We start from the raw sequence: 20,928 nt of genomic DNA on the forward strand, positions 1-20,928 counted from the left end.
ATCGATTCCGCTTATTTTGAGTTTTCCGCCAAGCCCATGACTGCAGTCGCCATCACCGGCAGCGGCCTGTACACGCCGCCGCACTCCATCTCCAACGACGAGCTGGTCGCCTGCTACAACGCGTACGTCGAGCGCTTCAATGCCGACAACGCCGCCGCCATCGCCGCCGGGCATGTGGCCCCGCTGCAGGCTTCGAGTTCGGAATTCATCGTCAAGGCCTCGGGTATCCGCGCGCGCTACGTTGTCGATCGCGAGGGGATTCTCGATGTCGATGTCATGCGCCCGCGCATCCCCTTGCGCGGCGATGACCAACCCTCGCTGATGTGCGAGATGGGCATGATTGCGGCACGTCAGGCGCTGGAGCGCGCCGGACGCACGGCTGCCGACATCGATTTCACCGTCGTTGCCTGTTCGAACCTGCAGCGGCCTTATCCGGCGATCGCGGTAGAGATCCAGCATCATCTCGGGTGCGCCGGCTATGCCTATGACATGAACGTTGCCTGCGCATCGGCGGCATTCGGGATCCAGGCCGCGGTCGATGCCGTGCGCATGGGCAATGCCCGCGCCGCGCTGGTCATCAGTCCGGAGATCTGCAGCGGGCACTTGAACTGGCGCAATCGCGACTGCCATTTCATTTTCGGTGATGCGGCCACGGCGGTGGTCGTCGAGCCGACCGCACAGGCGCGTGGGCGTGTGTGCTTCGAGGTGCTGGGAACCCGGCTGCGCACGCAGTTCTCGAACAATATCCGCAACAACTTCGGTTTCCTCAATGCCTGCGAGCAGCCCCAGCGCAGCTGGGATGACGTCTTGTTCCGGCAGGAAGGACGCAAGGTGTTCAAGGAAGTCGTGCCTTTGGTCGCGGAGCTGATTCTCGGTCACCTTGCCGACCTGCGGATCGATCCGAAGGCGGTGCGCCGCTTCTGGCTGCACCAGGCCAATCTGGGGATGAATCAATTGATCGCCAAGAAAGTCCTGGGGCGCGAACCAAACGCCGACGAGGCGCCGGTGATTCTCGACGAGTATGCGAATACCAGCTCTGCCGGATCGGTGATCGCTTTTCACAAGTACCACGAGGATCTTCAGTCCGGTGAGGTTGCGGTGCTCTGCGCCTTCGGCGCGGGCTATTCGGCCGGTTCGGTGGTCATGAAGCGCATCTAACCTTTGAATCGACCCATCCTTGAATCAACGTTCCAAACATGAGTGAGTCGAAATCCCCGCTGCGTCGCGCCTTCGCATGGGTGTGGAGCGCCATCGTCGCGATCTACCGGATCATGGTCGTCATCGTCATCCTCGTGTCGCTGGCGCTGGTCTGGATGGCCTGGCGTGGCGGCAAGCCGGTGGCCGTCGAGGACAACATCGCCCTGGTGCTGGCGCCGACCGGCGTTCTGGTCGAGCAGATCAACGAAGATCCCGGACAGCGTTTTCTGGAGGATTTGAGCGGCGAGCCGCCCTCGCAGTCGAGCCTGCGAGAGTTGATCGATGCGCTCGATACCGCGCGCGAGGATGACCGTATCGCGCTTGCCGTGCTCAGGCTCGATGGATTGTGGGACGCCGGCCTGGCCCAGCTCGACGAGCTCCGCGCGGCGATGGCGCGGTTCCAGGCCGCCGGCAAGAAAATCGTGGCGTGGGGGCCGTGGTACGAGCAGATGCACTACTACGCAGCCGCACAGGCCGACGAAGTGGTGCTCGACCCCTATGGCATCGTCTATGTCGAAGGCTTCAGCCTCTACAACAACTATTACCGGGAGGCCCTGGACAAGCTCGGTGTGGACATGCACGTATTCCGTGTCGGCGAGTACAAGTCGGCGGTCGAGCCATTCACCCGCAATGACATGTCGGCGGAGGCCCGCGCCGCCAATCTGGACTGGCTCGGGGATTTATGGACGGCCTACGGCAAGGCGGTGGCGCAAGGACGCGGCCTGCCGGCCACCATCGCGGATGATTACGTCAACGGCCTGCGCGAGGGCATGGTGGCCGCCGGTGGCGACGCCGCCGCCTATGCGCGCGACCGCGGTCTGGTGACGCATCTTGAGACGCTTACCGCATTTCGCAAGCGCATCGGCGAGATCGTCGGCATGAGCGAGGAGCATGGCAGTTTCCGCCAGATCCATTATCTGGATTACCTCGCGGCGGTGGAGCGCGAAAAGCGCGTGCACAAGGCCGATCGTGACCAGCGCAAAGTGGCGTTGGTGGTCGTTCAGGGCGAGATCGTCGATGGGCCTGGCCAGATCGGCCAGGCCGGTGGCGACACGATCTTCGACCTGCTCGACGAGGTGCGCCGCGATCCGCAGGTCGCCGCCGTCGTGCTGCGCATCGATTCGCCGGGGGGCAGTGTTTGGGCTGCCGAACAGATCCGCCGGGGTGTGCAAAACCTGCGCGCCGAAGGCAAGCCGGTCGTCGCGTCGATGTCCACCGTCGCGGCAAGCGGTGGATACTGGGTGGCGATGGATGCCGACCAGATCTGGGGCCATGACACGACGATCACCGGCTCGATCGGCGTTTTCGGCCTGATCCCGACCCTGGATCGGACGCTGGCGAAGATCGGCATACACACCGACGGTGTGGGCACGACGCCGCTGGCCGGTGCGTTCCGGATCGACCGTCCGCTGACCCCCGATGTGGCGGCGATCGTCCAGGCGAGCATCGAAAAAATATACCGCGATTTCATTTCCGGCGTCGCCAATGCGCGCAAACTGCCGGTGGAGAAGGTCGATGCGCTCGCCCGCGGCCGTGTCTGGAGTGGTGCCGATGCCTACCGGCTCGGGCTAATCGATCACATCGGAGGACTGCGCGAGGCCGCCGACGCCGCCGCGCAGCTCGCCGGGCTCGAGCCGGGGCAGTACCAGCTCGACGAACGTCGGCCACAACACGATTTTGTCTCCGTGCTGCTGTCGCAGTTTTCGGGTCGTATCCGTGTCGAACTGGTGCCAGGCGTCGCGCAGTGGCTCGATCGGCTGCGCGCGCGTACCGATCTTGAGCGTGTGTTGGCCGTCTTCAACGACCCGCGTGGCGTCTATGCGCACTGTTTCTGCACCGTGTCCAGCGGCCGGGGACGTTGATGCCGCGGGTCCGTGTCGATGATTTCGAGATGCACTACGTGGAGGCCGGTTGCGGTCCCCCTCTGGTTTTTCTGCACGGATTGGGGGGTAGCGCCGAAGATTGGGAATACCAGATTCCGCATTTCGCAGGCGCCTGGCGCGTACTTGCTCCGGATTTGCGCGGCTTTGGATTAAGCGGCGCCGGCCACCGGCGGTTCGACGTTATGCGGTTTGCCGCGGATGTGCGCGCTTTTCTCGATGCGGTCGGTGTCGGCTCCTGCTGTCTCGTCGGCCATTCGATGGGCGGTGCGGTGGCTCTGACGCTGACGCTGGCCCAGCCGCAGCGCATCGAGCGTCTGGTCATCGCCAACAGCGCGCCGAGTTTTCGGCCGCAATCCCTGCGCCACCATTTTGAATTTGCGTACCGCCTGCTGGCGATGGGATTGCTGGGTCCGGCGCGGCTTGCGCGCATCAGTGCGGCGCGCATGTTTCCTGGTGATGCGCTGGCCGCACGGCGTGCCCGGCACATCGAGCGCGGTGCGCGCAACACGCGCCGCGCATATCTGGGAGCGCTGCTCGCGCTGGGACGCTGGTCGGTGATCGAGCGCCTGCCGGAGTTGACCCTGCCGGTGCTCGTCGCCGCATCCGAGCATGATTATTTCGGGCACGATGAGACGGTGAAATTCGCCCATGCCTTGCCGCGTGGCCGGCTCCATCTGTTCAAGGGTGCGCATCACGGCTTGCCCATGGAGCAACCCGAAGCGTTCAACGCCGTTCTCGAGCGATTCCTGCGCGGCTCTGCGCTGCAATCCCGCCCCGGGGTCGCGGCGTGAGCATCGGGATTTTCGATTCCGGTGTCGGTGGGATTTCGGTCCTGCGCGAGATTCGCCGTCTGCTGCCAGCGGAGGATTTGATCTACTACGCCGACAGTGCGCATTGCCCCTATGGTGGCAAGCCGCGCGAGCAAATCCTTGCGCGGAGCACGGCGATCACCGAATTTCTCATCGCCCAGGGTGCGCGATTGATCGTCGTCGCCTGCAATACCGCGACGATTGCGGCCGTCGAGCACTTGCGCGCGACCTATCCGCTGTCTTTCGTCGGCATGGAGCCGGCGGTCAAACCGGCTGTGGCCTTGACGCGCACCGGGGTGGTCGGGGTGCTGGCCACCGGCGCCGCACTCGCCGGCGAGAAATTCCATCGCCTGCTCGCCCAGCATGCCGGAGGCGTGCGTGTGATCACGCAACCGTGCCCTGGGCTCGTCGAGCAGGTCGAATACGGAGACCTCGACGGTCCGCAGACCCGCGCACTGGTGGAGCGCTATACCAGACCATTGCTGGCGCAGCGGGCGGATGTGCTCGTCCTCGGGTGCACGCATTATCCGTTCCTGCGTCCGCTGATCCAGGATGTCGTCGGACCCGCGGTCACCCTGCTCGATACCGGTGAGGCCGTCGCCCGGCAGACGCAGCGCCTGCTCGAACGCCAAGGCGTGCTCGTCGGTGCGCAGCGCCTGGGTACCATCGCATGGCACACGAGCGGCGATGCCGCGGCTTTCGCGCGTCTGCGCCGGCTGCTGCTGCCCGAGGACGATGGATGCGGGGGCTAGGCGGGATTCGCTAGTAGAAGCGCATCGACAGATCGATGGCGCGCAGATGCTTGGTGATGGCACCGACCGAGATGCGATCGACCCCGGTTTCGGCCAGTTCGCGGATGCGCTCCAGCGTCGCTCCTCCGGAATACTCGATCAGCGTGCGGCCGCCGACAGCGCGGTGCGCTTGAGTCAGGCGTACCGCGGCCCGCAGATCGTCGATGGAAAAATCATCCACGAGCAGCAGATCGACGTCCGCCGCGAGCGCGGCGCGGACTTCGTCGAGGTTCTCGGCCTCGGTCATCAGTGGCACGCCGGCATTCAGCGCACGCGCCTGCGCGATCGCCTGCGTGATGCCGCCAGCTGCGGCGATGTGGTTCTCCTTGATCAGGATGCCGTCATAAAGGCCGATGCGGTGGTTGACGCCGCCGCCGCAGAGCACTGCGTATTTCTGCGCGTTGCGCAATCCGGGCAGGGTCTTGCGCGTGTCGGCGATGCGGCAGGCGGTGCCGGCGACGGCATCGACATAACGCGCCACCGCTGTCGCCGTGCCGGAGAGTGTCTGCAGGAAGTTGAGCGCTGTCCGCTCGCCGGTGAGCAGTGCGCGGGCCGGTCCGCTCATCGACAGCACCGATTGGCCGGCATGCACGCGGCCACCTTCGGCGACCCGCCACTTAAGCGCCACCGTCGGGTCGATCTGGCGGAACACCTCCTCGACCCATGGCCGGCCGCAGATCACCGCGCTTTCGCGCGCGATGATGTGGGCCCGTGCCTGCTGGTCTGCGGCGACGAGCCTTGCCGTCACGTCGCCGCTGCCGATGTCCTCGGCGAGCGCTCGCGCCACGGTTTCGGTGATGTCGTTGACGTATGCCGGGAGCTGCATGGGGTTGATTCCTTCATGCCCACAGGAATTCGAGCAGCGCCATCTGCGCCCAGAGACGGTTTTCCGCTTCGTCCCAGACGACGGATTGCGGTCCGTCGATGACCTCGGCGGAAACTTCTTCGCCGCGATGCGCCGGCAAGCAGTGCATGAAGATCGCATCCGGTTTGGCATGCGCCATCAGCGCGCGATCAACCTGATAACCGGCAAACGCGGCCAGGCGTTTGTGGGTTTCCGCCTCCTGCCCCATGCTGGTCCAGGTGTCGGTGACGATGAGATCGGCGCCGCTGGCCGCGGCCACAGGATCGGTACACAGCTCGATGCAGCGTCCTGCCGATGCCACCACTGCCGGGTCGGGTTCGTAACCTTTGGGGGTGGCGATGCGCAGGGAAAAGCCGAACAGGGCAGCGGCCTCGATCCAGGAGTGACAAACGTTGTTGCCGTCACCGATCCAGGCCGCAATCTTGCCGCGCGGATCACCGCGGTGTTCGAACCAGCACTGCAGATCGGCGAGCAGCTGGCAGGGATGGTGCCGGTCGGACAAACCATTGATCACGGGTACGCGGGAATGTGCCGCCAGGGTTTCCTGGTCGGCCTGCGAGTCGTTGCGGATCATGATCGCATCGCACATGCGTGAGAGCACACGCGCGGTGTCGGCGATGGGCTCGTCGCGGCCGAGCTGGGTGGTGCCGGCGTGCAGGAACATGGCATGTCCACCGAATCTGGCCATGCCGGCCTCGAAGCTGACCCGGGTCCGGGTTGAGTTCTTCGTGAAAATCATCGCCAGCGTCTTGCCGACGAATGGTCGATAGGCCGGATCGCGATGCGCTCGCAGCGCCATCGCGCGTTCGACCACGGCGCGCGCTTCGGTGGCCGAGAGATCGGAGAGTCGCAGGAAATGCCGCACCATGTACGTGGCTCCCAAACGAAAAGGGCCGCGCGGTGCGCGGCCCGGATGTACTCCGGCTGGCGAGAACCGGCAATCGAACTAGCCGAGATTCTTCTCGACGAATTCCCAGTTTACCAACGCCCAGAAGTGCTCGAGATAGCTCGGACGTGCGTTGCGGTAATCGATGTAATAGGCGTGCTCCCAGACGTCGCAGGTCAGCAGCGGTTTCTTGCCCTCGGTCAGGGGTGTGCCGGCATTCGAGGTGTTGACCACGGCAAGGGTGCCATCGGTGTTCTTGACCAGCCAGGTCCAGCCGGAGCCGAAATTCCCGATCGCCTGTTCGGTGAAGTGCTTCTTGAAATCGTCGATCCCGCCGAAGGCTTTGACCAGTGCGTCGCTGAGTTTCTTGCCCGGCGGCGTCTGCTTGGGCGTCAGGCAGTTCCAGAAGAACGTGTGGTTCCACACCTGGGCGGCGTTGTTGAAGATCTTGCCGGAGGACTTCATGACGATGTCCTCAAGGCGCATGTTCTCGAATTCGGTGCCGGCAATCAGCTTGTTGCCGTTGTCGACATAGGCCTTGTGATGCTTGCCGTAGTGATAATCGAGCGTCTCGGCCGACATGTGCGGGGCGAGCGCGTCGCGGGGGTACGGAAGTTCGGGGAGCGTCAGTGCCATTGTGATTGTCCTCGTCTGGCTTGCAGCTTGCGCTTGCTGCGGGGTGCAAAGGGGGAAACAAAATAGGCTAGGGCGGCGGCAGATTTCAATAGCACCGGTCCGCGGTCTCGTGCCGTTCTCACCGGATCGTTCACCCTTACGCCGTCATGACGCGTATAATCCGCCGCCGTTCACACTCCGCTGGTGGAGACCTCGATGGATGCACTCGAGCGCATCAAGAAACAAGTCACTGAAAACCCGATCATTATCTACATGAAAGGAACGCCGGACTTCCCGCAATGCGGGTTTTCTGCGCGCGCCGTACAGGCGATCAAGGCCTGTGACGTGCCGTTCGCCTACGTCAACGTCTATGAGGACGAGGAGATCTACCGCGCCTTGCCCAAGTTCGCCAACTGGCCGACGTTCCCGCAGCTGTATGTAAAGGGCGAGCTGATCGGTGGATGCGACATCACGCTCGACCTGTACCAGTCCGGTGAGCTTCAGAAGATGCTCAAGGAGGCAGTTGGCGAAAAGAAAGCCGCCTGATCTTCCGATCTGCAGATCCAGCGCCCGCACAGCGGGCGCTTTTGCTTGGCGCTGCCTTGGGCGCTACGGGCCGGGGTAGAGCAGGGCTTCGGCTACCTGGCGGCGGCGAGCCGTACCGCACAGTGCCTCGATCAGCTGCAAACCGAAGGCCACGGCCGTTGCCGGCCCTTGGCTCGTGATGCAGTGACCGTCGACGACGACCGGCCGGTTCACATAGTGCAGCAGCGCGTCGCGAAACGCCGGGTAGCAGGTGGCCTGCTTGCCATCGAGCAGCCCGTGTGGCGAGAGCGCCAGCGCCGGTGCTGCGCAAATTCCGGCGTACCAGCGATGGGCGCGACGCTGGGCCTTGAGCTTCTCGATCAACGGCATGCAGGCGCCGAGCGCACGCGCTCCCGCCTCGCCGCCAGGCAAGGCGATCAGATCGAAGCTCTGATCCAGCACCGCCTCAAGCCGGGCATCGGCGACTAGGACGAGGCCGCGGGTCGCATTGATCGTGCGGTCTGACCCGATGCTCGCCACTGTCACTGCGACGTCTGCACGGCGCAGTAAATTGACGATGGTGACCGTTTCCAGCGACTCCGATCCATCGGCAACCGGGATCAACGCATTCATGGGAATTCCCCCGCAGGTTTGGATACACGTTATGCCATTGCGGCAATGGCGTCACTACGCCCAGGCAAACGGGCGTAGAATTCGTGCCGAATCCCAGAGTAGAAGAACCGGAGACTCTTTCGCATGTCCGCCTACCGCCATATCAAGATTCCCTCGACCGGCGAGAAGATCACCATCCGCAACGGCAAGCTGCATGTGCCCGACAACCCGATCATCGGCTACGTGGAGGGCGATGGCATCGGGCCAGACATCACCAAGGCCTGCCTGCGCGTCTGGGATGCGGCCGTTGCCAAGGCCTACGGCGGCAGACGCAAGATTCACTGGTGCGAAACCTTCCTCGGCGAGAAAGCGGCGAGTCTCTACGACGGCAACTACTGCCCGGATGAGACGCTGGAGGTGCTCAAGGATCTGGTGGTCTCGATCAAGGGACCACTGACGACGCCGGTCGGCGGCGGTTTTCGCAGCCTCAACGTGGCGCTGCGCCAGGAGCTCGACCTTTATGCCTGTGTGCGCCCCGTGCGCCATTACGCCGGTGTCCCCAGCCCGCTCAAGCGGCCGGACAAGGTCGATGTGGTGATCTTCCGCGAGAATACAGAAGACGTGTACGCGGGCATCGAATACAAGGCCGGGACGCCGGAGAACGAAAAACTCGCCCGCTTCCTGCGCGAGGAAATGGGGGCCAAGTTCTTCGAAGGCGCTGGACTGGGAGTGAAACCGATTTCCGAATTCGGCTCCAAGCGCCTCATCCGCAAGGCGATCCAGTACGCGATCGACAACGGGCGTGAATCGGTGACCCTGGTGCACAAAGGCAACATCATGAAGTTCACGGAAGGCGCTTTCCGGAACTGGGGCTACGAGGTCGCGCGCGAGGAATTCGGCAGCGTCACCATCACCGAGGAGCAGTTATACGCCGAATACAAGGGCAAGCAACCCGAGGGCAAGATCGTCATCAAGGACCGCATCGCCGACATCATGTTCCAGATGATGCTGCTGCGTCCCGAGGAGTTCGACGTGATCGCGACGATGAACCTCAATGGCGATTACCTCTCCGATGCGATCGCTGCGGAAGTCGGCGGGGTGGGCATCGCGCCCGGCGCGAACATCGCCGATCACATCGCCGTGTTCGAGGCCACACACGGCACTGCGCCCAAGTACGCCAACTTGAACAAGGTCAATCCGGGTTCTTTGCTGTTCTCCGGCGTGATGATGCTCGAGTACATGGGCTGGAAGGAGGCTGCGGACCTGATCACGCTGGTCTATCCGGAAGTCGTATCGGACGGCATCGTGACCTACGATTTCGCGCGCCAGATCGAAGGCGCGACCGAAGTCGGTACATCGCAGTTCGCCGACGCGCTGATCGAGCGCATCGAGGGCGGCGTCGATCTCGAAGCCAAGCGCAAGGCGCAGCAGGCGCGGCTCGCCAAGGAGCGCAAGCAGCGCGAGATCCGTCGCCTGCTGCAACCGTTCGAGGAAATGATCGAGACCGGACGTGTGCCGACGACCGTCGCCGATCTGATGACGCGATCGCTGATCACGGTGAGCGATAACGAGACCGTCGAAAGCGCGATGCATGTGATGGCCGACAATGACATCAGCTCGGTCGTCGTCGAGCCCAATGAGCAGGGCGAGTGGGGCATCGTCACGCGTCGCGACATCGTCGCCAAGATCGTGCATCCCGGCAAAAATCCGGCGACGACACGGGTCAAGGAGATTTGCACGCGGCCGGTGGTGTCGGTCCCGGCGGAGATGAGCATCCGCGAGGCGGCCGCCAAGATCTCCAGCTCCAACTTCAGCCGTTTCACGGTCGAGCAGGGTGGCAAGATCATCGGCATCGTCACCGAGACCGATATCTTCAACGCGGTGGAGAAGTTCGCCTGGGCCCAGGAGTGACCACAGAGGCGGGACATGAGTCGTGACCCGCGCATCGGGCTTCTCGTTGTCGGGGACGAAATCCTCTCCGGCAAGCGCCAGGATCGGCATTTCGCGAAAGTCATCGAGCTGCTCCGTGCCCGCGGCTTGGAGCTTGCCTGGGCGCGCTTCGTCGGCGATGACGAACCCGAGATCGCGGATGCCTTGGTGCAAGCCCGCGCTCGAGGCGACATCGTGTTGTCCTGCGGCGGTATTGGCGCGACGCCGGATGACCGGACGCGCCAGGCCGCCGCACGCGCCTTCGGTGTGCCACTTGCGCGGCACACCGAGGCCGAGGCCCTGATCGTTGCGCAGTACGGAGCGGCGGCGCATCCGCATCGTGTGCTGATGGCGGATTTTCCGCGCGGCGCAGGGTTGATTCCCAATCCGGTCAATCGCGTCGCCGGATTTTTCATCGAGGATTGCAATTTCGTGCCCGGCTTTCCGGAAATGGCCTGGCCGATGCTCGAGTGGGTGCTCGATACGCGCTATGCACGGCTGCACCGTACGCAGCCGCCGGCAGAGTACCGGCTGCGTGTGCTCGGCACCTGCGGCGAAGCCGATCTGCTGCCGCTGATGGAAGCGACGCTGGCCTGCCATCCGCAGGTCAAGCTGTCCAGCCTGCCATCCCGCGGCGATGGCATACGGCCACGCCACATCGAGTTTGGATTCAAGGGTGAGGCATCCGCTGCCGCCGCGGCCTACCGCCATTTTCGTGCGCAACTGGGTGGATTCCCGCAGGTGCAAGTCGAGGAGTTGGCTGCGCCGTGATCGGGTAACCCTAGGCCCGGTGTGATTCGTGCGACAGGGTATGGGGCCACAGCGAGATCAGCACACAAGTGCCGATGACGAGCAGGGCGCCCACGGCCGACCACAGGTCGATGCGCTCATCCCATAGCCACCATCCCAGCACCGCCGAGATCGGCACGGCCGCGTAGGTGAACGGACTGATCAATGCGGCCGGCGCGCAGCCATAGGCGCGGGTGAGATGGATTTGCCCCAGGGTCGCCAGCAGCCCGGCGCCGACCAGCAGGGCGAGCGCATCCGACGATGGCGTGGTCCACGACCACGGCAGGGGCAGGCTCGCGATCGCCGTGCCCATCAGCGCGAAGTAAAAGACGATCCGTGCAGGTGGCTCGGTGTCGGCGATGCGGCGGATGCTCACCATCGCGCAGCCGGCGAGTATGCCCGAGGCGGCGCCGATGAGTCCCGCGAGCGGATCGATCGGATGCAACCCCGGCTTGACGATCAGCGCGATTCCGGCAAGCCCCAGGACCGCGGCGGGAAAGGCGATGGCTGCGGGTTTCTCACCGATCCATGCCCAGGCGATGAAAGGAATCCACAGTGGCGTGGAATAGGTCAGCAGAATGGCCTCGGCAAGCGGGAGCCGTGCGATGGCGTAGAAAAACGCATACATCGCCAGGATTCCAAAGCCGGCGCGCCACAGATGACCCCCGAGACGGCGCGTGCGGATGCCCGCTCCGCCGCGCCGCAGCAGCAGCGGCAGCAGGATGAATAGACTGACCGCACAGCGGACGAACACGATCACGGTATTGGGCGTCGTTGCGGCGGCGAGCTTGATGCAAACGCCCATCACCGAGAACGCGCTGGCCGCAAGTACGGCATGAAGAGCGCCACGGCGCAGATCGTGGGACATAGGGGGCTGAGCGGCGAGAGAGGGGAAAGCGCGGCCAGAATGCAGACGCGTTAGATTGTAGCGGCCAGCGGCCGATCGGGACGGAAGGGCAAATGCAGCCAAACGAAAGCGCAAACGGGCGCAACAAACCCGTGCTGATGCTCGTGGAGGACAATCTCGCGGACGTGCGGCTCGCACAGGAAGTGCTGCGTCTTGCCGCTTTTGCCCACGAACTCGTCATCGCCCGCGACGGCGAACAGGTACTGCGCATGCTGCGCCGCGCCCCCGGCTATGAGGCTACACCGCTGCCGGCATTGATTTTGCTCGATCTGAATTTGCCGCGCCGCGATGGTCGCGAGGTGCTGCGCGAAATCAAACAGGATCCCCGGCTGCGGCGTATTCCCGTGCTGGTGCTGAGTACCTCCAAATCCAGCGCCGATGTCAATGACTGCTACGATGCCCACGCCAACGCCTATCTGACCAAGCCGGTGGACATCGCCGAATTCGCGCATCTGGCCGAGCTGATCCGTGATTTCTGGTTCGGGATGGCCCAGTTGCCGCGACCGGCCTGACTGGACCGTGGCGCGCGCACCCTTGAAAATAGGCCGCATCGTCCCCATAGGGCGAGGTGCGCTTTTGTTTGTTCGATAAGAGGTTGCGATGCCAATCTACGAGTATGTATGCGCGGCTTGTGGCGCCGAAACCGAGCTGATGCATAAAGTCTCCGAATCGCCTGGTGACTGCCCGGTCTGCGCCAAGCCGGCATTGACCAAGCTGATCTCGGCGGCTGGCTTTCGGCTAGCCGGCGGTGGCTGGTACGAAACCGACTTCAAGTCCGGGAACAAGCGCAATCTCGCCGGCGACTCTGGCGGTGAATCGTCGAGCTGCACGCCTACGGGCTGCGACAAACCCGGCTGTGCCGCCAAAGCCGAAGCGACTGCCTGATCCGGAAGATCCGGCCAGCGGCCGGCTCGGAGCCCGAACTTGACCCATCTACTGCGCCGCTGGCTGATCGCCGGCATGCTGATCTGGTTGCCGCTGGGCGCCACGCTGCTGGTGATCCGTTTCGTCGTCGGCTTACTCGACACCAGTTTGCTCCTGATTCCGGCCGCCTACCGTCCGGACATTCCGGGGATCGGCGTGCTGCTGTCCATCGTGCTCGTCCTGGGCACCGGCGCGGTCGCGGCGAACTATCTCGGCAGCCGCCTCGTCGTCTGGACGGAGGCGTTGTTGTCGCGCATCCCGCTGGTACGCACGGTTTACGGCGGCATCAAAAAGCTCGCGGAGACGATTTTCTCGGACCAATCGGTGTCGTTCCGCCAGCCAATCCTGATCGAGTATCCGCGTAAAGGGATCTGGTCGATCGCCTTCATCACCGGTGCGCCGATCGGGGAAGTGCAGGACAAGACCGCCGATTACGTGCTGACCTGTTTCGTGCCGACGACGCCCAATCCGACGTCCGGGTTCATCGTGCTGGTGCCGGAGAAAGACATCATCCGTCTGGACATGTCGGTTGAGGATGCGATGCGCTTGGTCATCTCGCTGGGCGTGGTAACCCCGGATGACATGCCGCGCAAAAACGGTGACGACCGATCTTGATTCTGAAGACGGCGCTGCGCGTACCCGAGTAAACTACAGCGCTTCGGCCGCCGACGTACGGTCGCCGGCCTGATCGATCCCATCCCAGCGGCGCGTGTCCGCGCGCTTGCATTTACTTAGCATCGAACATGCGTACTCATTACTGTGGCCAAGTCACCGAGCGGCAAGTCGGCGAGACGGTGACCGTCTGCGGCTGGGTGCATCGCCGCCGCGATCATGGTGGTGTCATCTTCATCGACCTGCGCGATCGCGAAGGCGTGCTGCAGTGCGTGTTCGATCCCGACGCCCATGAGGCGTTCGCCGCGGCCGACCGGCTGCGCTCCGAGTATGTGGTGCAGATCGTCGGTCGGGTGCGCCTGCGTCCGCCCGGCACCGAGAATCCCAACCTGAACACCGGCAAGGTCGAACTGCTCGGGCAGTCGGTGGTGCTGCTCAACCGGTCCGAAACCCCGCCGTTCCACCCCGACGACGAGACCGTCGGCGAGGACATCCGGCTCAAATACCGCTACATCGATTTGCGCCGGCCGGAGATGCAGAAAAACCTGCGTCTGCGCCATGCCGTGATCAAGCGCATCCGCGATTTCATGGATGGCCATGGATTCGTCGAAGTCGAGACGCCGATCCTGACCAAGGCCACGCCGGAGGGCGCGCGCGATTATCTGGTACCCTCGCGGACGCATCCCGGGCAGTTCTTCGCGCTGCCGCAGTCGCCGCAGCTGTTCAAGCAGCTTCTGATGATGTCGGGGCTGGATCGTTACTACCAGATCGCGCGCTGCTTCCGCGACGAGGATTTGCGTGCCGATCGTCAGCCAGAATTCACCCAGCTCGACGTCGAGACCTCGTTCATGACACAGAGCGAGATCATGGCGCTGATCGAGGCTCTGGTGAAGGATGTCTTTCAGGCCGTGCTCGGGGTCGATCTGGGCAGCCTGCCGCACCTGAGCTATGCCGAAGCGATGCGCCGCTATGGGTCCGACAAGCCCGATCTGCGCAATCCGCTCGAGCTCGTCGAGATCGCCGATCTGGTCAGGGATGTGGACTTCAAGGTGTTCGCCGGACCGGCCAACGATCCCAAGTGCCGCGTGGCGGCGCTGCGTGTGCCTGGCGGACGCGAGAAACTCTCCCGTGGCGAGATCGACAAATGCACCGAATTCGTCAAACACTACGGCGCCAAGGGACTGGCCTATATCGTGGTCAACGACATCACCAAAGGACGCGAGGGGCTGCAGTCACCGATCGTCAAGAATCTGCACGACACGGCGCTCAGCGGGATTCTGCAGCGCACCGGGGCGCGTGATGGCGATGTGATCTTCTTTGGTGCCGACAAGTGGAAGATCGTTTGCGATGCGCTGGGCGCACTGCGTCTCAAGCTGGGCCACGATCTGGGTCTGACCGCGGACGGCTGGCGTGCGCTGTGGGTCATCGACTGGCCGATGTTCGAATGGGACGAGACCGAACAGCGCTGGGTTTCCCTGCATCATCCGTTCACTGCGCCGAAACCTTTCGATGCCGAGGCTTTGCGGGCCAATCCCGGCGCGACGCTGTCACAGGGCTACGACATCGTCCTCAATGGAATCGAGCTCGGCGGCGGCTCGGTCCGCATCCACACGGCGGCCGTCCAGCAAGCAGTGTTCGAGTTGCTCGGCATCGGCCCGCAGGAGCAGGAGCAGAAATTCGGTTTTCTGCTTCAAGCCTTGTCCTATGGCGCGCCGCCACACGGCGGCATCGCGCTCGGACTCGACCGTCTGGTGATGCTGATGGCCGGTCGTCCGAGCATCCGTGATGTCATCGCATTCCCGAAGACGCAGACCGCGCATTGTCCGTTGACGGATGCGCCCAGCAGCGTCGATCCGCGCCAGCTACGGGAACTGCACATCCGTTCCATGGTCCAGCCGAAGACAGAGCCTGGTGCGCCGGCGTGAAGCAAAAGGAGATATTCCGCATGTTTCGTCTGATCCCATCGCTGCGCATCGCCGTGTTGTTCGCGACGGCTGCCGTCCTCTCCGCCTGCGATATCGGGGGCATCGGCGATGGCAACCGGCTGGAGTCTTTGCAGATCGCGCGCTTAACCGCGCTGATCGATCGTGACCGCAACGACTCGTACGTATGCTTCACCGACAAGCTCCAGCTGATCGGCACATTCACCAACGGCGGGCGCGGGGATTACAGCAGCCGCGCCCGCTGGGCGTCCTCCGATCCGAGCATCGTGGCGGTCAGCAACGGCGACATCTTGATCCCGGGAAGCCAGACACTGGCGTATGCACCGGGCACGATCATCCCCAAGGCCCAGGGTACTGCGACCATCACTGCGGAATTCGTCGGCCTCTCGGCGAGCTACGAGGTCACGGTCAAGACCATCGAGCCCAGCGCGATCGAGATCAGCGCCGAGCGCATCGTGCTCGCGCCGGAGACCGTGCGCGGGCTGAGCCTCACCGCCCATGTCGATGGGTACGAGCTGGATGTCACCCAGGCGGCGACGTGGTCATTCGTGGATGCCAATGATCAGACGGACGACATCGCCACGATCAATGCCACGACGGGGACAGTCGTCGCACGGCTGCCGCCGACACTGCCGGTTACCCTGCGCGCGCGCGCCGAGTTCCCCGAGTGCCAGGACGAGACGCATACGGCACCGCGCCGGTATGAGGCGGACGTGGTCATCGACAACCCGGAGAGTCTGACCCTGGAGCGCGAATTTGCCGACGGCGCGCCGCTGATCGTCAATACCAGCGAGGCATACAAGGTCACGGCCAACTTCAGTGGCGGAGAAACCCAGGATTTGACTGGGCAGGCTAAGCTCGAGAGTAGCGACAGCGCGACGATCGCGCCGACCGTGTTTTCGATCGTCTCCGCCCTCAAGGCCGGCAGCAGCGTGATGCTCAAGGCGGTATATGGCGGTCCGTCGGCGGAGGGCGACGAGGCCTTCCCGCCAAGGGTTGAGAGTAATGTCATCAGCCTCGATGCCGTCGAGGGAGTGCTGCAGGGCTTCACGATCGCGCCGCTGAACGAAACGATCACCGCGCTGGGGCGGCAACAGTTCACGGCCTTGGGGCGTTTCATGTCCGGTGATGCGTTGATCGAACAGCCGATCACGCGGCACGTGATCTGGGCGGTCCGTGCATTGGACGATGCGGCCACTTCGGCCGTTTCGATCTCGAACCTGCTCGCGAGCAAGGGCCTTGCAGTGTCCCTGCAGCCCAGAACCGATGCCGTCAAGGTGCGCGCGACCTTCGATCTACCCAACACGACGGAAGATCTCGTTGAGGAGACCGTGCTGTGCATCGCAAAACCTGACGATGCTGCCGGCAGTTGTCCGCCTGACGACATGCCTTGACCGTCAGTGGCGCTGCTGCGCCGACCCAAGCGGTAGTAGGGCAGGGTGCGCGGAGATACAATATCCGGCCCGGAGGCAGGCCTAGTTTCGTGGAGGCCCCGACCATGGCTGCGGTACTGAAAATCGAAGATTTCAACCTGCTGGACGATGGCGAATGCGAGGCGCGCATCGTGGCCGCCAAGCGTATGCTCGGGGATCGCCTGTGCATCCTCGGCCATCACTACCAGCGCAACGAGGTGTTCAGACACGCCCATTTCTCGGGCGATTCCCTGAAGCTGTCGCAGCTTGCCGCCAAGACCAAGGCTGATTTCATCGTCTTCTGCGGGGTGCATTTCATGGCCGAGGTCGCCGATATCGTCACCGGCGGCGAGCGCACCGTGATCCTGCCCGATCTCGCTGCCGGATGTTCGATGGCGGACATGGCCAACCTGGCCAAGGTGCGCAAGTGCTGGGACGAGTTGTCCACCGTGCTCGACCCCGACCAGATGGTCACGCCGGTGACCTACATCAATTCCGCGGCGGATCTGAAAGCATTCTGCGGCCGCCATGGCGGCATCGTCTGCACCTCGAGCAATGCGCGTGCCGTGCTGGAATGGGCCTTTGCGCGCCGTGAGAAAGTGTTGTTCTTCCCCGACCAGCATCTGGGGCGCAACACGGCTTATGGCATGGGGATCCCGCTCGATGAAATGGTGGTCTGGGACTTCAGCAAGCCGATGGGTGGGCTGTCGCCGGAGGCGATCCGCAAGGCCCGGATGATCCTCTGGAAGGGATTCTGCTCGGTGCATCAGATGTTCCAGCCGCAGCACATCGACCATTTCCGTCGCCGCGTGCCGCACGGCAAGGTCATCAGCCATCCGGAAAATGCTTTCGAGGTCTGCCAGAAATCGGACTACGTGGGCAGCACCGAGTACATCCTGCGTACGGTGCGTGCCTCGCAGCCGGGTGAACACTGGCTGGTCGGCACCGAGCTCAACCTGGTCAACCGCCTCGCCGAAGAAATGAGGCCGCGGGGAGTGACGGTCGAGTTCATGTCGCCGACCGTATGCATGTGCTCGACGATGTTTCGCATCGACCCGCAGCATCTGGCCTGGACGCTCGACAATCTCGTCGCCGGCAAGGTCGTCAACCAGATCCGCGTGCCGCACGAGGTTGCCGAACCAGCCCGCGCGGCGCTCGATTTGATGCTGGAAGTCGTCGATTAACCCCGTGAGGCGCAAGAGCCGCAGTGCGGTTCCCGGCCGGCTCTGACGTCTCACCCATCACGCCTCACGAGTCAACGCCTATGTGGACCCACGCCCCGAGTCTTGCCCAATTCGATCCTGAGCTTGCTGCGGCCATCGAGGCCGAGCGTGTGCGCCAGGAAGCGCACATCGAGCTCATCGCCTCCGAAAACTATGCCAGCCCCGCGGTCATGGCCGCGCAAGGCAGTGCCCTGACCAACAAATATGCCGAGGGGTATCCAGGCAGGCGCTACTACGGCGGCTGCGAGCACGTGGACGTCGCCGAGAGCCTGGCGATCGAACGGGTGAAGAAGCTGTTCGACTGCGATTACGCCAACGTCCAGCCGCATTCGGGCGCCCAGGCCAACGCCGCGGTATTTCTCGCGCTCGTCAATCCTGGCGACACGGTGATGGGCATGAACCTCGCCCAGGGCGGGCATCTGACCCATGGCAATCCAGCCAATTTTTCCGGCAAGCAATACAAGATCGTGCCGTACGGCCTCGATCCGGCGACCGGACTGATCGACTATGACGAGATGGAACGCATCGCGCTCCAGACCCGGCCGAAGATGATCATCGGTGGGTTTTCTGCATATTCGCGCGTGAAGGACTGGAAACGCATGCGCGAGATCGCCGACAAGGTCGGTGCCTGGTTCTGGGTGGACATGGCCCATGTCGCCGGGCTCGTCGCCGCCGGGGAATACCCGAGCCCCTTGCCGTATGCGCACGTCGTGACCTCGACGACTCACAAGACCCTGCGCGGTCCGCGTGGCGGCATCATCCTCACCAAGAATCAACCCGAGGATTTCAACAAGAAACTGAACTCGGCCGTGTTCCCGGGCATCCAGGGCGGGCCGCTGATGCATGTGATCGCGGCCAAGGCGGTGGCGTTCAAGGAAGCCTTGGATCCGGGCTTCAAGATTTATCAGCGGCAGGTCATTGCCAACGCGCGTGCGATGGCCAAGGTTTTTCTCGAACGCGGTTACAAGGTCGTTTCCGGCGGGACCGACAATCATCTGTTCCTGCTCGATCTGATCGCCAAGAACATCACCGGCAAGGATGCCGAGGCGGCGCTCGGCCGCGCGCACATCACGGTCAACAAGAATTCCGTACCCAACGATCCGAAGTCGCCATTCGTGACCTCGGGTCTGCGCCTGGGCTCTCCGGCTGCGACCACACGAGGGTTCAAGGAAGCCGAGATGATCCAGGTCGCCGGCTGGATCGCCGACATTCTCGATGCGATGGCCGTCGGTGCCGATGTCGAGAGTGTCGTCAACCGGGTGCGCGGCGAGGTCGAGCGGCTCTGTGCGCGGTTCCCGGTCTACGGACCGCTCAAGCGCGCGGCCTGAGATCGGGTAAGCACGGGATTCGTTCGATGCAATGCCCGTTCTGCAAGGCGCCGGATACCCGCGTCGTCGATTCCCGCCTGGCCGAGGACGGTACGCAGGTCCGCCGCCGTCGCGAATGCGAGCAGTGCGGCGGGCGGTTCACGACATTCGAGCGTGCGCACCTGGCGATGCCCAACGTCATCAAGCGCAGCGGTAATCCCGAGCCGTTCTCGGAGGACAAGCTGCGTCGTGGCATGGAGAGCGCACTGTACAAGCGACCGGTGACCGCCGAGCAGCTCGATCATGCGATCGAGAACATCAAGCGCAAGCTGCGCGGTCTGGCCGAACGCGAGGTGCCTTCGCGCCAGCTCGGCGAATGGGTGATGGAGGAATTGCGCGATCTCGATCACGTCGCTTATGTGCGCTTTGCGTCGATTTATCGCGCATTCTCCGACGTCAACGCCTTTCGCGAAGAAATCGAGCGTTTGCAGACGCTGCCGACGCCAGAGGAACGTCGCTTGCAGTTGCCGCTGATCGAGGAGCTGGACATCGCCCGCGACACCCCGGCGGGTGGGCGCAAGGGCTAAAGGCGCGTGTCGATGTCCGATCCTGCTTTTGGGGCACCGGAAGCACTGATGGCGCGCGCGCTGCGCCTGGCCGAGCGCGGCATGATGACCACGCATCCCAATCCACGTGTCGGCTGCGTCATCGTGCGCGACGGCATCATCGTCGGCGAAGGGGCCCACGAGCGCGCCGGCGAACCCCACGCCGAAGTGCATGCCCTGCGCAGTGCCGGCGACCGGGCGCGCGGTGCCGACGTGTATGTGAGTCTGGAGCCCTGCTGCCATCACGGCCGTACTCCGCCGTGCACCGATGCGCTGATCGCTGCTGGTGTCGCCCGGGTGTTCGTGGCCACGGCCGATCCCAATCCCAAAGTCGCAGGACAAGGCATCCAACGCCTGCGCGCTGCCGGCATCGAGGTGCATGTCGGCCTGCTGGCAGCCGAGGCGCAGCGGATCAACCGGGGGTTTTTCGCGCGCATGATGCGTGGACGTCCCTGGCTTGTGCTCAAGCTCGCGATGAGTCTGGATGCCCGCACGGCGATGGCGAGCGGTGAAAGCCAGTGGATCACCGGCGAGGCCGCACGCGCTGATGCGCACCGTCTGCGTGCCGAGGCCGGCGCCGTGCTCACGGGCGTCGGTACCGTTGTCGCCGACGATCCCCGACTGAGCGCGCGCGGTCTGGGCGAGGGCGTGCGCCAGCCCGATCGCATCGTGCTCGACACGCAAGCCCGTGCGCCGGTTCATGCCCGGGTCTGGCAGCCGGGCGCACGTCGGTTGTGGATCACCCGGCAGCTTCCCCCAATCGTGCCGGAGGGCGTGACGGTGGTTCTCGCCGGGGCGGACGCTCAAGGCCGGATCGATCTCAAGGACGCACTGCAGGCGCTCGCCCGCCACGAAGTCAACGAGATCCTCGCCGAGTGCGGGCCGCGACTCGCCGGCAGCCTGCTGGAGCAGGGTCTGGTCGATGAGATCATCGCCTATGTAGCACCCAAGCTGTTGGGCGATCAGGCGCGCCCGCTTGCCCATTTGCCGGGCATCGAACGACTCACGCAGGCACTGGTCTGGCGCTGGGTCGATGTGCGTCAGATCGGTGACGATGTGCGGCTAATCTTGCAGCCGCGCACGTGCATTTGAGG

At 63.9% G+C, this 20,928-nt stretch carries 21 protein-coding genes; 16 read left to right on the forward strand and 5 right to left on the reverse strand.

From position 1 onward, the window contains the following. Positions 1-36: 36 nt before the first annotated feature. Genes BMZ48_RS05865 through murI form a run of 4 tightly spaced genes read left to right on the forward strand, consistent with a single transcriptional unit; the run spans position 37 to position 4,641 of the window. The gene (locus BMZ48_RS05865; protein WP_091532858.1) at positions 37-1,158 is read left to right on the forward strand and encodes a beta-ketoacyl-ACP synthase III; all 1,122 of its coding nucleotides are present in this window, start codon (positions 37-39) and stop codon (positions 1,156-1,158) included. Positions 1,159-1,196: 38 nt separating this feature from the next. Then, the gene (sppA, locus tag BMZ48_RS05870; protein WP_091532859.1) at positions 1,197-3,059 is read left to right on the forward strand and encodes a signal peptide peptidase SppA; all 1,863 of its coding nucleotides are present in this window, start codon (positions 1,197-1,199) and stop codon (positions 3,057-3,059) included. After that, on the forward strand, positions 3,059-3,871 hold the full coding sequence (locus BMZ48_RS05875; protein WP_091532860.1) for an alpha/beta fold hydrolase: 813 nt from the start codon (positions 3,059-3,061) through the stop codon (positions 3,869-3,871). Before sppA ends, BMZ48_RS05875 begins: the two co-directional genes overlap by 1 nt. Next, positions 3,868-4,641, forward strand: coding sequence for a glutamate racemase (gene murI, locus BMZ48_RS05880; protein ID WP_091532861.1), 774 nt, complete (start codon positions 3,868-3,870; stop codon positions 4,639-4,641). Before BMZ48_RS05875 ends, murI begins: the two co-directional genes overlap by 4 nt. A 10-nt stretch (positions 4,642-4,651) precedes the next feature. Here murI and nadC read toward each other — a convergent pair whose 3' ends face one another. The 3 genes from nadC to BMZ48_RS05895 form a co-directional block, all read right to left on the reverse strand. Continuing rightward, a complete protein-coding gene (gene nadC, locus BMZ48_RS05885; protein WP_091532862.1) occupies positions 4,652-5,506 on the reverse strand; it encodes a carboxylating nicotinate-nucleotide diphosphorylase in 855 nt (284 codons plus the stop codon). Between the two features lie 13 nt (positions 5,507-5,519). Then, entirely contained in the window at positions 5,520-6,413 is an 894-nt protein-coding gene (gene argF, locus BMZ48_RS05890) for an ornithine carbamoyltransferase (RefSeq protein WP_091532863.1), read from the reverse strand. A 78-nt stretch (positions 6,414-6,491) separates the two neighbouring features. After that, positions 6,492-7,067: a superoxide dismutase gene (locus BMZ48_RS05895; RefSeq protein WP_091532864.1), complete on the reverse strand. Its 576-nt coding sequence runs from the start codon at positions 7,065-7,067 to the stop codon at positions 6,492-6,494. A 195-nt stretch (positions 7,068-7,262) separates the two neighbouring features. On the opposite strand from BMZ48_RS05895, the gene grxD reads away from it, so the two are divergent. Further along, positions 7,263-7,592, forward strand: coding sequence for a Grx4 family monothiol glutaredoxin (gene grxD, locus BMZ48_RS05900; RefSeq protein ID WP_091532865.1), 330 nt, complete (start codon positions 7,263-7,265; stop codon positions 7,590-7,592). 63 nt (positions 7,593-7,655) lie between these two features. On the opposite strand, the gene BMZ48_RS05905 is transcribed toward grxD, so the two are convergent. Continuing rightward, complete coding sequence (locus BMZ48_RS05905; RefSeq protein WP_436198141.1) at positions 7,656-8,210, reverse strand: DJ-1 family glyoxalase III; 555 nt, start codon at positions 8,208-8,210, stop codon at positions 7,656-7,658. Positions 8,211-8,327: 117 nt separating this feature from the next. Here BMZ48_RS05905 and icd point away from each other — a divergent pair, with 117 nt between their 5' ends. Continuing rightward, positions 8,328-10,094, forward strand: coding sequence for an isocitrate dehydrogenase (NADP(+)) (gene icd / locus BMZ48_RS05910; RefSeq protein WP_091532867.1), 1,767 nt, complete (start codon positions 8,328-8,330; stop codon positions 10,092-10,094). A 15-nt stretch (positions 10,095-10,109) separates the two neighbouring features. Then, positions 10,110-10,883 carry a competence/damage-inducible protein A gene (locus tag BMZ48_RS05915; protein ID WP_091532868.1) on the forward strand — a complete coding sequence of 258 codons (774 nt, stop codon included), beginning with the start codon at positions 10,110-10,112 and terminating at the stop codon, positions 10,881-10,883. 10 nt (positions 10,884-10,893) lie between these two features. Here BMZ48_RS05915 and BMZ48_RS05920 read toward each other — a convergent pair whose 3' ends face one another. Continuing rightward, positions 10,894-11,769: a DMT family transporter gene (locus BMZ48_RS05920; RefSeq protein WP_091532870.1), complete on the reverse strand. Its 876-nt coding sequence runs from the start codon at positions 11,767-11,769 to the stop codon at positions 10,894-10,896. A 92-nt stretch (positions 11,770-11,861) separates the two neighbouring features. Between BMZ48_RS05920 and BMZ48_RS05925 the strand changes: the two genes are divergently transcribed. The 9 genes from BMZ48_RS05925 to ribD all read left to right on the forward strand — a co-directional run bounded on the left by BMZ48_RS05925 (position 11,862) and on the right by ribD (position 20,926). Next, positions 11,862-12,320, forward strand: a complete 459-nt coding sequence (locus BMZ48_RS05925; RefSeq protein WP_091532872.1) for a response regulator — start codon at positions 11,862-11,864, stop codon at positions 12,318-12,320. A gap of 88 nt (positions 12,321-12,408) precedes the next feature. Continuing rightward, positions 12,409-12,693, forward strand: a complete 285-nt coding sequence (locus tag BMZ48_RS05930) for an FmdB family zinc ribbon protein (RefSeq protein WP_091532874.1) — start codon at positions 12,409-12,411, stop codon at positions 12,691-12,693. 75 nt (positions 12,694-12,768) lie between these two features. Then, positions 12,769-13,347, forward strand: coding sequence for a DUF502 domain-containing protein (locus tag BMZ48_RS05935; protein WP_436198142.1), 579 nt, complete (start codon positions 12,769-12,771; stop codon positions 13,345-13,347). 128 nt (positions 13,348-13,475) lie between these two features. Further along, positions 13,476-15,269 (forward strand): aspartate--tRNA ligase, encoded by a 1,794-nt coding sequence (gene aspS, locus BMZ48_RS05940; protein ID WP_091532877.1) that lies wholly within the window; start codon positions 13,476-13,478, stop codon positions 15,267-15,269. 20 nt (positions 15,270-15,289) lie between these two features. Then, a complete protein-coding gene (locus BMZ48_RS05945) occupies positions 15,290-16,681 on the forward strand; it encodes a hypothetical protein (protein WP_143383637.1) in 1,392 nt (463 codons plus the stop codon). Between the two features lie 104 nt (positions 16,682-16,785). Next, positions 16,786-17,883, forward strand: a complete 1,098-nt coding sequence (gene nadA / locus BMZ48_RS05950) for a quinolinate synthase NadA (protein ID WP_091532881.1) — start codon at positions 16,786-16,788, stop codon at positions 17,881-17,883. Positions 17,884-17,963: 80 nt separating this feature from the next. After that, positions 17,964-19,250: a serine hydroxymethyltransferase gene (gene glyA, locus BMZ48_RS05955; protein WP_091532883.1), complete on the forward strand. Its 1,287-nt coding sequence runs from the start codon at positions 17,964-17,966 to the stop codon at positions 19,248-19,250. A 26-nt stretch (positions 19,251-19,276) separates the two neighbouring features. Then, the gene (gene nrdR / locus BMZ48_RS05960; RefSeq protein WP_091532885.1) at positions 19,277-19,816 is read left to right on the forward strand and encodes a transcriptional regulator NrdR; all 540 of its coding nucleotides are present in this window, start codon (positions 19,277-19,279) and stop codon (positions 19,814-19,816) included. 12 nt (positions 19,817-19,828) lie between these two features. Further along, positions 19,829-20,926, forward strand: a complete 1,098-nt coding sequence (ribD, locus tag BMZ48_RS05965) for a bifunctional diaminohydroxyphosphoribosylaminopyrimidine deaminase/5-amino-6-(5-phosphoribosylamino)uracil reductase RibD (RefSeq protein WP_234981540.1) — start codon at positions 19,829-19,831, stop codon at positions 20,924-20,926. The last annotated feature ends 2 nt before the right edge of the window (positions 20,927-20,928 follow it).

It is taken from the genome of Fontimonas thermophila (assembly GCF_900113085.1).
GTDB classification, from domain to species: domain Bacteria; phylum Pseudomonadota; class Gammaproteobacteria; order Nevskiales; family Nevskiaceae; genus Solimonas; species Solimonas thermophila.